Genomic DNA, 13,653 nt, shown 5'->3' on the forward strand with positions numbered 1-13,653 from the left:
GGATAAGGAGATCAGAGGCCCAGGCACCAGGCCAGGACCGCCTTTTGCGCGTGGAGACGGTTTTCCGCCTCGTCCCAGACGGCCGACTGATGGCCATCCATGACCGAATCGGTCACCTCTTCCCCACGGTGCGCGGGCAGGCAATGCTGGAATATGGCGTGCGGCGCGGCCAATGCCATAAGCGCATCGTTCACCTGATAGCGGCCCAGCACTGCGTAGCGCTCGGCCATCTCCTCTTCCGTGTGGTTCATGGACACCCAGGCGTCGGTGACGACGCAATCGGCGCCGCGCACCGCCTCTGCCGGGTCTTCCAGCAGGACGATGTTCCCGCCCTCGCTCTTCGCCCACTGCACCAGACTGTCGGACAGGCACAGGCTGGGCGGACAGGCCAGGCGCAGTTCGAACCCGAACCGCACCGCGGCGTGAACCCAGCTTGCCGCCACGTTGTTGGCGTCGCCCACCCACGCCACCGTGCGCCCGGTGATGGTCCCCAGACGTTCCTCGAACGTCTGGAGATCGGCCATGATCTGGCAGGGGTGGGATTCGTTGGTCAGCGCGTTGATGACCGGCACCGAGGCGTATTTCGCCAGCTCCAGCAGGCGCTGTTCGGCGCCGGTGCGGATCATGATCGCATCCACGAAACGGGACAGCACGCGGGCGGTGTCGGGGATCGTCTCCCCGCGGCCCAACTGCATCTCGTCGCTGCGCAGCACCACGGGCGTGCCGCCGAGCTGGGCCATGCCCACCTCGAACGACACGCGGGTGCGGGTGGACGGCTTTTCGAACAGCATGGCCAGCGTGCGCCCGGATGCCAGCGTGCGATAGGCCGCCGGATCACGCTTCATCGCCACCGCGCGGTCGAGGATGCCGCGCAGCGTGGCCGTGTCGAAATGATGGATGTCGAGAAAATGCCGGGGCGACGTCATGCGGCGAACTCCTGCGCCGTGCGGTCCAGAATGGCGATGGCTTCGTTCACTTCCCCCTCGCCAATGATGAGCGGCGGCAGCAGACGGACAACATTGTCCCCAGCCGGAACCGACAGCATCCCGTTGGCGCGCAGCTTCGCCACCACGTCGCCGTTGGCGGGCACGCACTTCAGGCCCAGCAGCAGCCCCTTGCCGCGCACCTCGCTGAACACGGCCCCGCGGCGGCTCACCAGCTCTTCCAGCTTGGCGTGCATGTACGCACCGACCCGCTCCACGTTTTCCAGGAATCCGGGGGCCAGCAGATGATCGAGAACGGCGTTGCCCACGGCGGTGGCCAGCGGGTTGCCGCCATAGGTCGAACCATGGGTGCCGGCGGTCATGCCCACCGCCGCCTTTTCGGTGGCAAGGCAGGCCCCCAGCGGGAATCCGCCGCCGATGCCCTTGGCCGAGGCCACCACGTCCGGCGTGATGCCGGCCCATTCATAGGCGAACAGCTTGCCGGTGCGGCCCATGCCGGTCTGGATTTCGTCCAGGAACAGCAGCAGGCCGAATTCGTCGCACACCGCGCGCAGGCCCCGGAGGAAGTCCACCGAACCTTCGCGGATGCCGCCCTCGCCCTGGATCGGCTCCAGGCAGATGGCGGCGGTCTCGTCGGAGACGGCGTTGCGCACCTCGTTCAGGTTGCCGAACGCCACCTGATCGAATCCGTCGGGCATGGGGCCGAAGCCCTTGACCAGCTTTTCCTGTTTCGCGGCGGCGATGGCGGTGGTGGTGCGCCCGTGGAACGCCTGTTCAAAGGTGATGACGCGCCACTTCTGCGGATTGCCGGTCTCGTAATGGTACTTGCGGCAGACCTTCAGCCCGCACTCCCACGCTTCCGCACCGGAATTGGTGAAGAACACGGTGTCGGCAAAGGTGTTTTCCACCAGCCGCTTGCCCAGCGACTCCTGCCCCGCCACCCGGAACAGGTTGGAGGTGTGCCAGATCTTCTTCGCCTGCTCGGTCAAGGCGGCGACCAGAGCGGGGTGCGCGTGACCCAGCGCGTTCACGGCCACACCCGCGGCGAAGTCAAGGTATCGTCGGCCCGCCGTGTCGAAGATATACGGACCTTCCCCCCGCTCGAAAACGACGTCCGCACGGGCATAGGTGGGCATGACGACGGGAATCACGGCACAAACTCCCAAAAGCAAAAAGGCCCGGCGGGCACCCTTGCACGCCGGGGACGGGAACTATCGGGGGATTACCCCCTTCTGTCAATCGCACCGCACCGATTTCGGCGGTCAGGCCTTCAATTTGTAGCCGCTGCGCACCATGCGCCACGCCAGCCACCACAGGGCCACGTTGATGCCCAGCATCACCGCCACACCCACACCCAGCGTGCCGTCCGACCGCCCGATGAAGCCGTAGCGGAACCCGTCGATCATGTAGAAGAACGGGTCGAAATGGGCCACCCACCAGAACGGAGTGGGCAGGTTCTCCACCGAATAGAAGGTGCCCGACAGGAACGACAGCGGCGTGACCACGAAATTGGTCACCGCCGCGATGTGGTCGAACTTCTCCGACCACACCCCGCCGATGAAGCCCAGCAGCGCCAGCAGCGAGGCCGCCATCACCGCGTGGTACACCACGAAGAAGGGGTGCGCCACGTGCACCGGCACGAACAGCGCGATGGCGACGGCGGTCACCAGCCCCACCACCAGGCCGCGGGTCACCCCGCCCAGCACGAAGCCGGCCACGAATTCCATGGGCGACAGCGGCGGCATCAGGATATCGACGATGTTCCCCTGCACCTTGGAAATCACCACCGAGGACGAGGTGTTGGCAAAGGCGTTCTGGGCCAGCGCCATCATGATCAGGCCGGGAGCCAGGAATTCCATATAGGGCACGGTGCCCACCGTGCGCACCGCCCCGCCCAGCGCGAGCGCAAAGACGGCGTAGAACAGCAGCGTGGTCACCACCGGCGCCCAGATGGTCTGCTGATGGACCTTGACGAACCGCCAGACCTCGCGGGCATAGAGGGTCCACAGCCCGATCCAGTTGACGGAACCGATGGTGCGCGGCATGGGAGGAAGCGGGTGAGTCATCGCCTGTCGGAACCCAACGCATCGTGTCGAACGGGACGGGAACCTAGGCCGGTCCCCGGTTCGGAGCAACCTTTACCAACGGAAGGGCCGCCATGCCATCCCCCCGCCAGCCCCCCCGCCCGCCCAGACCCGTGACCCCGGACTCGCTGGAACGCTCGGCCCTGCGCTACCTGGAACGCTTCGCCACCTCGGCGGAAAATTTCCGCCGGGTGCTGATGCGCAAGGTGGATGCCGCCGCCCGCGCCCACCCGGGCCTGGACCGGGAGCAGGCCGCGGGATGGGTGGAGGCGCTGATTCGCCGCTACACCGGGGCCGGGCTGCTGAACGACGCCGCCTATGCCGACATGAAGGCCGGCAGCCTGCACCGCCGCGGCACCTCCACCCGCGCCATCCGGGAAAAGCTGGCGGCCAAGGGCGTGGACCGCGGTGCGGTGGACCGGGCACTAGACGGTCTGGACGCCGACACCGACGGGCCGCTGGACCGCGCCGCCGCCCTGGCGCTGGCCCGCCGCCGCCGGCTGGGCCCCTTCCGCGCGCCGGACAAGCGGGCCGCACTGCGCGACAAGGATCTGGCGGCCCTGGGACGCGCCGGCTTCGATTACGCCACCGCCCGCAGCGTCATCGACGGAAACACGGACGGGGAAGAGGAGTGACGCCGAAACGAATACCTATGAATTCCAACGCACCACTCCATTCGATAACAATTCTATTTTGTGGACTTGGGCATTACAGCGGACTTTATTACCGTCCGCCGTGATTGACGTTCGGGATCGTGTCCGATGATTGAAATTCTGGCCGGATTGGGGGCGGCGGCGGGGACCGTCTATGCCGCCGCCTATGTTTTCCTGCCGCGCTATTTGTCCAAGAGCATTCCCACCCCGGAAAAACGGTCGGACAGCGAAGACCGCAACCGCGCCATCATTTCGGCCACCTTCGCCGCCATCGGCGCCGTCGCCGCCTTTCTCTACAACGTCTACGACGACTCGGAGAAAGAGAAGCTGCGGATCGAGAACGAGGCCCGCAAGACCCGCAGCGACTACATCGCGCGGCTGAACGGCTACACCCGCGACATCTTCCACGCCAACCCCGCCGAGGTGGTGTCGATGCTCTATTCCGTCGGCCTGATGGCCGCGGAGGACGAGGACATCCACCGCATCATGACCGAGGTGATGCGCACCTACCTCCATGCCCAGGTTCCCCTGCCCACCGACGTGGATTTCCACAGCGTCACGCCCGTTGCCGGCATCACCATGGGGCCGCAGACCGCCATCAACGTGCTGGGCTGGCGCCATCTGGCCTATGACCCGCCCCATCACACCCCGGACCTGAGCCATCTGATGCTGAAGGGCGCCACGTTCCGCGGCATGAACGGCTACGCCAAGGCGCTGTTCTACGGATCCATGCTGCCGGCCACCGATTTCCGCTACGGCGATTTTTCGGGCACCCGGTTCGACGGCGCCGTCTTCGACGATTGGGTGGCCTATCAGACCAGCGGCACGGGCGGGCCCTGGAACAGCGGCATTCCCCAGCGGCCCGGCTGGACGTGGGAGCGCTATTCCTACGCCGCCAACTTCTTCAGCGCCAATCTGGAACGGGCCCAGTTCAGCGGAGCCCGCCTGTCGGGGGCCATCTTCACCAACGCCCGGCTGGCCGGCGCCCGCTTCGACGGCGCCACCCTGACGCGCGCCGATTTCACCGGCGCCATCGACATCGACAAGGCGGTGTTCGACGGCGCCTGTTCCGATGACATGGCCCATTTCCCCGCAGCCCTGAAGAGCAACCCCGCCATCCGCAACGGGTGCTGAGCCGCATCGCCGAGCCCGCCCTTGGCGGCGGCGGGCCGGGCGGGTATGGTTGGGACACGCCCCTGTTTTTCCATAAGGAAAGGCCCCACGCCCATGAAGGCGATGCTCCTCGGCTTTGCCGCCGCCATCCTGATCGCCGCCGGTGCCGCCGCGGTGCTGACCACGGCGGACCATTCCAGCGCCCAGCGCTACGCCACCCCGTCCGCCCGGCTGTGACCGCGGCCCCGCTTACGGGTCGAGGCTGAACATCAGCAGCAGGGTCCGCTGCAGCGGGCTGAAATTGTCGTCGGAGACGAGGTAGACCAAAAGCCGCCCGTCGGGGCCGGTGCGCACCGACAGCCCTTCGTAATTGTCCAGCGGCAGGGGCGGGCCGATCCGGGCCACCTCCTCCCCCTCCAGCACGGCGCCGGGGCGCACGGCGGCGGCGGGCACCCGCACCAGCCGCGACCCCCAGCCGCCCAGCAGGGAAAAATACCGCTCCAGCACCAGAAGGCCGCCATCCGGCAAGGCCGCCGCCGAGGTCGGACGGTAATGGGGCCGGGCGCGGTAGGTCACCCGTTGCCAGCCGTCCGCCGTGGCCGGCAGCGACGGCGCCAGCCAGCCGCGCCGTTCGGGTACCCCGTCGTCCTCCCCCTCCTCCAGCAGCAGGAAGCGGCCGTCGGGAAACAGGGCCATGGCCTCCAGCCCGCCGTTGGGGGGCGAGGTGGCGGTGTCGGCCGGAACCGGCACCGGAACCGGCAGGGTGCCGGATTCCCCGATCGCCGGGGGATAGCGCCACACCCGCGGGGTGCCTTCGAACGAAACCAGCCAGCCGCCGTCGGGCAGGCGCAGGATGTCTTCGGAATCGCCGGGGCTGATCAGCGTCTTGTCCTGGGTGCCGGGCAGCCGGCGGGCGGTCAGGCTGGACGCGCCTGCCAGCCAGCCGCCGGCGTCATAGGTCAATGCCCCCCGCACCACGAACCCATGGTCGCTGACCGCGGCAAAGCGCTGGCCGCCGTCGAACACCGACAGGCCCGACAGCCCGCCGATGGCCCCCCCATGAATCTCGATGCCGCCCTGATAGGTCAGCCGGCCCAGACGCACCGGCTCCCCGGCCTGGGCCGGGGCCACCCGGTCCGGCACCACCGGACGGACGGAGGATGGCGGCGGGCGGCGGGCCGTGTCGGCGGCACAGGCCACCGACATCCCCAGCGCCACCAGGGTGGTCATCCAGCGCCCCAAACCCCCGCGGTCGTCACGCATCCCCGCTGTTTCCCCCCAGCCACCATAAAAAATCAATAGGCGATAAGGCCGGACCAAGGCTTGCGGAAAGACCGGCCCCCTTCCCTTTACCCCTATGCGAACGGAAGTACACCCTTTGATTTTCCCCGGCGGCGGCCAAAATTCCCTAAATACTCAGGGCTCCGCGGCGCCGCATGCGTCCGCAACCCGCTCCAGCCGGTTCCGTTCCAGAACCCAACGCCGCCCCCATGGTGCCCATGCCGAAGCCTGTACGGATACGCGCCCTGCTCCTTCCTCCCGACCGGCCTCCCGGCGGCGGCGGGACGGCGGGCGATCCTTCCCCCGGCGATCCCCACCTGGCCCGCATCCAGGAGCTGGAAAGCGAACTGCGGGAACTGCAACACCGGGCCAAGAACAGCCTTCAGCTCGTGCTCAGCCTGCTGAAGCTGCAGGCCGGGCGGATCCGCGACCCCGACGCCCGCGCGGCCTATGAGCAGACCCTGGTGCGGATCGAAGCGCTGGCCATCCTCTACCGCCAGCTTCACGAGACGGGATCGGGCACCCACGTGGCGCTGGGCCGCTATGTGGAGGCCCTGTGCGAGACGGTGAAGGCCGGCACCCCCGGCGGCCTGTCCACCATCCCCATCACCGTCACCGCCGAAGCCATGGAGGTAGGGCTGTACGAGGCCATGCCGCTGGGCCTGATCGCGGCCGAGCTGGTGTCCAACAGCCTGCACCACGCCTTTCCCGACCAGGGGTGGATCCAGGTGTCCATCGCCCGCAGCAGCGGCCAGCGCGGCCGGCTGATGGTGGAGGACAACGGCCGCCCCCTGCCCGCCGGGTTCGACACCACCGTGGACGACGGGCTGATGCTGGCCGAGGCGCTGGCCGCCCAGCTCGGCGACACGCTGGTGACCGAAACCGATTCCCGCGGCACCACCGCCGCCGTCAGCTTTCCGCTGTAGCACCGGGCATGGAAAAGGGAGGCCGAAGCCCCCCTTTCCCACCGGCATCGCCTGTGCCGTATGCCTTATTCCAGCCCTTCGAACAGGGCGGTGGACAGGTAGCGTTCGGCGAAGCTGGGCAGGATCACCACGATCAGCTTGCCCTCGTTCTCAGGCCGGGCCCCCACTTCCAGCGCCGCGGCGATGGCCGCACCGGAGGAGATGCCGACCGGGAAGGCGTCCAGGCGGGCGGCCTTGCGGGCGGTCTCGAACGCGCGCTGGTTGGAGATGCGCACCACCTCGTCGATGATGCCGGTGTTCAGGGTTTCGGGCACGAAGCCGGCGCCGATGCCCTGGATCTTGTGCGGTCCCGGCATGCCGCCCGACAGCACGGGGCTGTCTTCCGGTTCCACCGCGATGGCCTTGAACGACGGCTTGCGGGCCTTCAGCACCTCCGACACGCCGGTCAGGGTGCCGCCGGTGCCCACGCCGGAAATGAGGATGTCAACCGCCCCGGCGGTGTCGTTCCAGATTTCCTCCGCCGTGGTCTTGCGGTGGATTTCCGGGTTCGCCTGATTCTTGAACTGCTGAAGCATGTAGGTGTCGGACCCGGACGCGGACAGCTCCTCCGCCTTGCGGATGGCGCCCTTCATGCCCTCCGCCGCCGGGGTCAGCACCAGCTCCGCCCCCAGGAGCTTCAGCATCTTGCGCCGTTCCACCGACATGCTTTCCGGCATGGTCAGGATCAGCTTGTAGCCCTTGGCCGCGGCGACGAAGGCCAGAGCGATGCCGGTGTTGCCCGAGGTCGGCTCCACCAGGGTGGTGCGGCCGGGGGCGATCTTGCCCTCCGCTTCCGCAGCCTCGATCATGGCGCGGCCGATGCGGTCCTTGACGCTGGCCAGCGGGTTGAAGAATTCCAGCTTGCCGACGATCTGGGCCTTCGACCCCGCCTCGTCCGCCAGACGCTTCAGCCGCACCAGCGGGGTGGCGCCGATGGTATCGACGATGCTGTCATAGATCCGTCCGCGAAACTCTGACCCAGCCATTCTTTTTACTCCCACGACACGTGATTTAAGACATTTCACACCTTGGCGCCGAGTTTACCCGGCGTATCAGGGGAATCAAATGCTAAAATCGATGCGTTCCTCGGTTTCGCTTTCCACACCGGCGGCGCGGGCGCGCATGCATAGATCCTCGATGGTGATGGAATCGAGCTTGGCCATGCATTCGGCCTGCAGGTCGGTCCACACCGGGCGCACCACCAGATGGCCCAGCACGGAACCGGCGGGTTCCTCCACGGGATCGGTCGCGGTTTCCATGGCCCGCACCACACGGACGATTTCGCCCAGGTTGATCCGGCGGCGTTCGCGCGCCAGACGGTAGCCGCCACGGGGGCCGCGCACGCCGGCCAGGATGCCTTCACGCACGAGCTGCTGGAGCACCTGTTCCAGATAACGCTTGGGGATGCCCTGGCGGCGGGTGATCTCGCCCGACTGCACCGGCTCGGTGCCGGCGTTGTAGGCGATGTCCAGCACCGCTTCGATGGCGAACATCAGCTTCTTTGAAATACGCAGCATCGTTTTCCGCTTCCCCCCTTAGCGTCCCGTGGACCCGAAGCCGCCCGAGCCGCGGGCGCTGGCGTCCAGGGTATCGGTCTCGGCCCAGACGGCGCGCTCGTAGCGCGCGATGACCATCTGGGCGATGCGCTGGCCCCGTTCGACGGTGACGGGCTGGGCGCCGTGGTTGATCAGGATCACCCCCACCTCGCCGCGGTAATCGGCGTCGATGGTGCCGGGGGCGTTCAGCACCGTGACGCCGTGCTTGAGCGCCAGGCCCGAGCGGGGGCGCACCTGCGCCTCGAACCCCGGCGGCAGGGCGACGGCGATGCCGGTGGGCACCAGCGCGCGGGCACCGGGTTCGATGGTGAGGGGGGCGTCCACCGCCGCCGACAGGTCCAGCCCCGCCGAATCGGGGGTGGCGTATTCGGGCAACGGCAGGTCCGCCCCATGGGGCAGGCGGCGGACCGCCACCGTCACGGCGCTCATCGGGTGTCTCCCTGAGTGGATTCGTTTTGTGTGAAATGATCCGCGATGGCGCGGGCCAGCCGCTCCGCCACCGCGTCCTTGCTCATGGTGGGCCAGGATTCCTCGGCGTCCGCACGGATGACGTGAACCGTGTTGGCATCGCCGCCGAAGGTCTGGGTTCCAAGACCGACGTCATTGGCGACGATCCAGTCGCAGCCCTTGCGCAGCCGCTTGGCACGGGCATAGGCGGCCACGTCGCGGGTTTCGGCGGCGAAGCCCACCACCAGCGCCGGGCGGCTCTCCGCCCTGGACAGGGTGGCCAGGATGTCGGGGTTTTCCTCCAGCTCCAGCACCGGGGGGCCGCCGCCGTCCTTCTTGAGCTTGTGGCCCGCCGCCCCCTTGACCCGCCAGTCGGCGACCGCGGCGGCGCACACCGCCACGTCCGCCGGCAGGGCGGCACGGCAGGCATCCAGCATCTGCTGCGCCGATTCGATGGCGACGGTGGTGCAGCCGGGCGGATCGGGCAGCCGCACCGGCCCGGTGACCAGCGTCACAGCCGCCCCCAGCCGGGCCAGGGCCGCGGCGATGGCGTGCCCCTGCTTGCCCGACGAGCGGTTGGCGATGTAGCGCACGGGGTCGATGGCTTCTACGGTGGGGCCGCTGGTGACCAGCGCCCGGCGCCCGGCCAGGGGCCGCGGCCCCGCCCGCTCCGTGAAGACGCCGATGATGGCGTCAACGATCTCAAGGGGTTCGGCCATGCGGCCGGGGCCGTATTCGCCGCACGCCATGTCGCCGTCGTTGGGGCCGACGCGGCGCACGCCGCGGGCCTCCAGCCGCGCCAGATTGTCCTGGGTCGCCGGGTGCAGCCACATGCGCACGTTCATGGCCGGCGCCATCAGCACCGGCTTGTCGGTGGCCAGCAGGGCGGTGGCGGCCAGATCATTGGCCATGCCGGCGGCCATGCGCGCCATCAGGTCGGCGGTGGCCGGGGCCACCACCACCAGATCGGCGTCGCGGGACAACTGGATGTGCCCCATGGAGGATTCATCGGTCAGCGACCACAGATCCTGGTACACGGTGTCGCCGGTCAGCGCCTGCACCGACAGGGGCGTGACGAACCGCGCGCCGGCCTCGGTCAGGATGGCGCGCACCGACGCCCCCCGCTCCTTCAGGCGGCGGATGAGGTCCAGCGACTTGTAGGCGGCGATGCCGCCGGCGATGACCAGCAAGATCCGCTTGCCGGCCAGCGGAACGGAGTTGGACAAAACGCACCTCGACCGGGGAATGGAACCAACCTGCCCATGGGTTTGACAGTTTTTGGTGTGGAATTCAAATATTCCATCACACGGCGCGCGACAAGAGCGGCGCAAGACACAAGGTGGACTCGCGAAATCAGCCGGCCCGCCCGTCCCGGCCGCCGGCGCCGGCCCGCGCATGGCCGGTGGGCGAGGCATGAGGGAATCATCCCTGGCATATCTCGTGCCGCGGTTGTAGCGTCGGAAATCGGTCGATTTATCTTCAATGCTTCGCTAGTTTGGGTGTCATGGTTGCCGCCACCTCCATCCTGCTCGTCGAAGACACGCCTTCGCTTGCCCGTGTCTACGTCGAATATCTGAAGAAAGAAGCGTTCACGGTCGTTTCGGTCGATACCGGCGCGGCCGCGCTGGCGGCTGTGGACGACGGGGCGCCACGGGTCGTGCTCCTCGACCTCCAGCTTCCCGACATGCACGGAATGGATGTGTTGAAACACATCGCGGCCCAGGGGCTGCCCTGCGCGGTGGTGGTCATCACCGCCCACGGGTCGGTCAGCGTGGCGGTGGAGGCGATGCGCTACGGCGCCTATGATTTCCTGGTCAAGCCGTTCACGGCCGAACGCCTGACCATCACCGTGCGCAACGCCATGGAGCGGTTGCGGCTGGCGCAGATCGTCGATACCTACCAGCGCGACCTGGGCCGCGACCGCTACCACGGCTTCATCGGCTCGTCGCTGACGATGCAGGCGGTGTACCGCATCGTGGACAGCGCTGCGTCCAGCAAGGCCACCGTCTTCATCACCGGCGAATCGGGCACGGGCAAGGAGGTCTGCGCCGAGGCCATCCACCGGCAGAGCCCCCGGCGCGAGCGGCCCTTCGTCGCCATCAATTGCGGCGCCATCCCCAAGGATCTCATGGAAAGCGAGATCTTCGGCCATATGAAGGGCGCCTTCACCGGGGCGGTGTCGGACCGCGAGGGTGCGGCGGCCCGCGCCGACAGCGGCACGCTGTTCCTGGACGAAATCTGCGAGATGGAGCCGAACCTCCAGACCAAGCTGCTGCGGTTCATCCAGACCGGCACCTTCACCCCCGTGGGCGGCAACCGTCTGGAAAAGGTGGATCTGCGCATCATCTGCGCCACCAACCGCGACCCGCTGAAGGAGGTGGAGGAAGGCCGCTTCCGCGAGGATCTCTATTACCGCCTGCACGTCATCCCCATCCACCTGCCGCCGCTGCGGGAGCGGGAGGATGACGTGCTGGAAATCGCCCGCGGCTACCTGCGCGACTATGCCGCCGAAGAGGGCAAGGGCTTCCGCCGCTTCGATGCGGAAGCCGAACACATTCTGCGCACCTATCACTGGCCGGGCAACGTGCGGCAGGTGCAGAACGTGATCCGCAACGTGGTGGTGCTGCACGACGGCGACAGCGTGGTGCCCGAGATGCTGCCCCCGCCCTTGGGCCGGCAGGCGCGCACGCCCCAGCCCCCGCCGGCCGCCGCCGCCGCCGCGCCATCCGGCCCCCGGCCCATCAAGCCGCTGTGGCAGGTGGAAAAGGATACCATCGAGGAAGCGATCGAGGCGTGCGACGGCAACATCCCCCGCGCCGCCGCATTGCTGGAGATCAGCGCCTCCACCATCTACCGCAAGCGCCTGACCTGGCAGGCGGAAGGCAAGCTCTGACCATGAGCGCCCCCGTCACCGTGCGCGCTCTCCGCCGGATGGCGGAGGAGCGGCTGGCCGCCGCCGGGGTGGACACGCCGGGCCTGGACGCCCGGCTGCTGCTGGAACACGCCCTGGGGCTGGACCGCAGCGCGCTGCTGGCCCGTGCCGACGATCCGGTGGCCGAAGACGCCGCCGCCCGGGCGCTCGCGCTGGTGGACCGGCGCGCGGGGCGGGAACCGGTGTCGCGCATCATCGGCGAGCGCGGCTTCTGGACCCTGGATTTCACCCTGGCCCCCGACACGCTGGACCCCCGCCCCGACACCGAAACGGTGGTGGAGGCGGTGCTGAACAGCCTGCCCGACCGGAACGTGCCGCTGCGCATCCTGGATCTGGGCACGGGCAGCGGCTGCATCCTGCTGGCGCTGCTGGCGGAACTGCCGGCGGCCACCGGGCTCGGCATCGACATCAGCGCGGGTGCGGTGGCGGCGGCCACGGCCAACGCTGCCCGCAACGGCCTGTCGGCCCGTGCCCGGTTTCAGACCGGCTGCTGGGCCGAGGGGCTGGCCGAACGGTTCGACCGGGTGGTGTCCAATCCGCCCTACATCCCCACCGCCACCATCGCCGGGCTGGAGCCGGAGGTGCGGCTGCACGACCCCCTGCGCGCGCTGGACGGCGGGGCCGACGGGTTGGATCCCTACCGCATTCTGGCGGGTCAGGTGCCGGGGCTGCTGGTGCCCGGCGGGCTGGCGGCGTTCGAGGTGGGGGCGGGCCAGGACGGCGACGTCGCCGCCCTGATGACCGCCGCCGGGCTGGACCTGGCGGGGATCCACCGCGACCTTGGCGGCGTGGCGCGCTGCGTGTGCGTGCGCAAACGCTGACAAAGAGGGGGATTCCCCAAAAAACGGTTGGATTGGGACGTTCAAGCCGTTAGGGTGCGGAAAGGCGAAGATCCACGGGCGAGCGGGCGGTATGCCTGCCGCGGTGTTTCCAAGGGGGTGGTCCCGTATGGGCACTCCGCCGGAATGGAAACCGGAACACGCCATTTTGACTCCCCGCAACCGACCCGCAGCCCTGGCGCTGCGGCGGGCCAGGTGGCCGATCCTGCCACCCGAGCGCGCGAGGGCGATGCATATCTCTTGCATGGGGCCTCTAGACCCGGATGAGACAAGGACCGAACAACAGGCGTTCGCGCAACCGTGGCGGTGGGAACAACGGCGGTGGCGGCGGCGGTGGCGGCGGCAACGGTGGTGGTGGCGGTGGCGGTGGCGGCGGGAACAACAACGCCGGACGCCGCCAGAACGTCCCGATGCGCCATCAGACGTTCGACAGCAACGGCCCCGACGTGCGCATTCGCGGCAACGCGTGGCAGGTCCACGAAAAGTATCAGGCCCTTGCCCGTGACGCCGCGTCGTCGGGTGATCGGGTGATGGCCGAGAATTACCTGCAGCACGCCGAGCATTATTTCCGCATCATCACCCAGATCCAGGAAGCCGAAAGCCGGCAGCGCGAAAACCGCGGCGGCAATCCTGGCGGCGGTGGCGGCGGCAACCCTGGCTACAACGCGCAGCAGCCCTCCCAGGCCCCGGGCGAGGAGGACGACTCCGGCCCCGAGAGCGAGGACGGCGGCGACGCCGGGTCCGAACGGACGGCGGTCAGCGCCTGAGTCGCGGGTGATTCCGCGCCCTCTCCCTCTCCCTGCCGGAGGGAGGGAGAGGGCAAGACATCACGAGCCCCC

At 68.5% G+C, this 13,653-nt stretch carries 15 protein-coding genes; 7 read left to right on the forward strand and 8 right to left on the reverse strand.

The window, feature by feature from the left end:
• Window positions 1–11: 11 nt before the first annotated feature.
• The 3 genes from argF to M2352_RS14585 form a co-directional block, all read right to left on the reverse strand.
• Window positions 12–926, reverse strand: a complete 915-nt coding sequence (argF, locus tag M2352_RS14575; protein WP_264665200.1) for an ornithine carbamoyltransferase — start codon at window positions 924–926, stop codon at window positions 12–14.
• Window positions 923–2,080 carry an aspartate aminotransferase family protein gene (locus tag M2352_RS14580; protein ID WP_264665371.1) on the reverse strand — a complete coding sequence of 386 codons (1,158 nt, stop codon included), beginning with the start codon at window positions 2,078–2,080 and terminating at the stop codon, window positions 923–925. Before M2352_RS14580 ends, argF begins: the two co-directional genes overlap by 4 nt.
• A gap of 126 nt (window positions 2,081–2,206) precedes the next feature.
• A complete protein-coding gene (locus tag M2352_RS14585) occupies window positions 2,207–3,010 on the reverse strand; it encodes an ABC transporter permease (RefSeq protein ID WP_264665201.1) in 804 nt (267 codons plus the stop codon).
• A gap of 92 nt (window positions 3,011–3,102) precedes the next feature.
• Here M2352_RS14585 and M2352_RS14590 point away from each other — a divergent pair, with 92 nt between their 5' ends.
• From M2352_RS14590 to M2352_RS14600, 3 genes are all read left to right on the forward strand, one after another.
• A complete protein-coding gene (locus M2352_RS14590) occupies window positions 3,103–3,663 on the forward strand; it encodes a regulatory protein RecX (protein ID WP_264665202.1) in 561 nt (186 codons plus the stop codon).
• A gap of 126 nt (window positions 3,664–3,789) precedes the next feature.
• Window positions 3,790–4,815, forward strand: coding sequence for a pentapeptide repeat-containing protein (locus M2352_RS14595; RefSeq protein ID WP_264665203.1), 1,026 nt, complete (start codon window positions 3,790–3,792; stop codon window positions 4,813–4,815).
• 93 nt (window positions 4,816–4,908) lie between these two features.
• Complete coding sequence (locus M2352_RS14600) at window positions 4,909–5,031, forward strand: hypothetical protein (RefSeq protein WP_264665204.1); 123 nt, start codon at window positions 4,909–4,911, stop codon at window positions 5,029–5,031.
• A 12-nt stretch (window positions 5,032–5,043) separates the two neighbouring features.
• Here the strand turns inward: M2352_RS14600 and M2352_RS14605 are convergent, their stop codons facing one another.
• The gene (locus M2352_RS14605) at window positions 5,044–6,057 is read right to left on the reverse strand and encodes an esterase-like activity of phytase family protein (protein WP_264665205.1); all 1,014 of its coding nucleotides are present in this window, start codon (window positions 6,055–6,057) and stop codon (window positions 5,044–5,046) included.
• Window positions 6,058–6,293: 236 nt separating this feature from the next.
• Here M2352_RS14605 and M2352_RS14610 point away from each other — a divergent pair, with 236 nt between their 5' ends.
• On the forward strand, window positions 6,294–7,001 hold the full coding sequence (locus tag M2352_RS14610) for a sensor histidine kinase (RefSeq protein WP_264665206.1): 708 nt from the start codon (window positions 6,294–6,296) through the stop codon (window positions 6,999–7,001).
• A gap of 65 nt (window positions 7,002–7,066) precedes the next feature.
• Here M2352_RS14610 and cysK read toward each other — a convergent pair whose 3' ends face one another.
• The 4 genes from cysK to coaBC all read right to left on the reverse strand — a co-directional run bounded on the left by cysK (window position 7,067) and on the right by coaBC (window position 10,269).
• On the reverse strand, window positions 7,067–8,026 hold the full coding sequence (gene cysK / locus M2352_RS14615) for a cysteine synthase A (protein WP_264665207.1): 960 nt from the start codon (window positions 8,024–8,026) through the stop codon (window positions 7,067–7,069).
• Window positions 8,027–8,101: 75 nt separating this feature from the next.
• Window positions 8,102–8,557, reverse strand: a complete 456-nt coding sequence (locus M2352_RS14620) for an RrF2 family transcriptional regulator (protein ID WP_264665208.1) — start codon at window positions 8,555–8,557, stop codon at window positions 8,102–8,104.
• An 18-nt stretch (window positions 8,558–8,575) separates the two neighbouring features.
• Window positions 8,576–9,025 carry a dUTP diphosphatase gene (gene dut / locus M2352_RS14625; RefSeq protein ID WP_264665209.1) on the reverse strand — a complete coding sequence of 150 codons (450 nt, stop codon included), beginning with the start codon at window positions 9,023–9,025 and terminating at the stop codon, window positions 8,576–8,578.
• Window positions 9,022–10,269 carry a bifunctional phosphopantothenoylcysteine decarboxylase/phosphopantothenate--cysteine ligase CoaBC gene (gene coaBC / locus M2352_RS14630; RefSeq protein WP_264665210.1) on the reverse strand — a complete coding sequence of 416 codons (1,248 nt, stop codon included), beginning with the start codon at window positions 10,267–10,269 and terminating at the stop codon, window positions 9,022–9,024. Before coaBC ends, dut begins: the two co-directional genes overlap by 4 nt.
• Before the next feature lie 278 nt (window positions 10,270–10,547).
• Between coaBC and M2352_RS14635 the strand changes: the two genes are divergently transcribed.
• The 3 genes from M2352_RS14635 (at window position 10,548) to M2352_RS14645 (ending at window position 13,581) form a co-directional block, all read left to right on the forward strand.
• Window positions 10,548–11,936, forward strand: coding sequence for a sigma-54-dependent transcriptional regulator (locus M2352_RS14635; RefSeq protein WP_264665211.1), 1,389 nt, complete (start codon window positions 10,548–10,550; stop codon window positions 11,934–11,936).
• Between the two features lie 2 nt (window positions 11,937–11,938).
• Complete coding sequence (gene prmC, locus M2352_RS14640; RefSeq protein ID WP_264665212.1) at window positions 11,939–12,796, forward strand: peptide chain release factor N(5)-glutamine methyltransferase; 858 nt, start codon at window positions 11,939–11,941, stop codon at window positions 12,794–12,796.
• 281 nt (window positions 12,797–13,077) lie between these two features.
• The gene (locus M2352_RS14645) at window positions 13,078–13,581 is read left to right on the forward strand and encodes a DUF4167 domain-containing protein (RefSeq protein ID WP_264665213.1); all 504 of its coding nucleotides are present in this window, start codon (window positions 13,078–13,080) and stop codon (window positions 13,579–13,581) included.
• Window positions 13,582–13,653: the final 72 nt, after the last annotated feature.

Origin of the sequence: Azospirillum fermentarium, assembly GCF_025961205.1 — a bacterium.
Taxonomy (GTDB): Bacteria; Pseudomonadota; Alphaproteobacteria; order Azospirillales; family Azospirillaceae; genus Azospirillum; species Azospirillum fermentarium.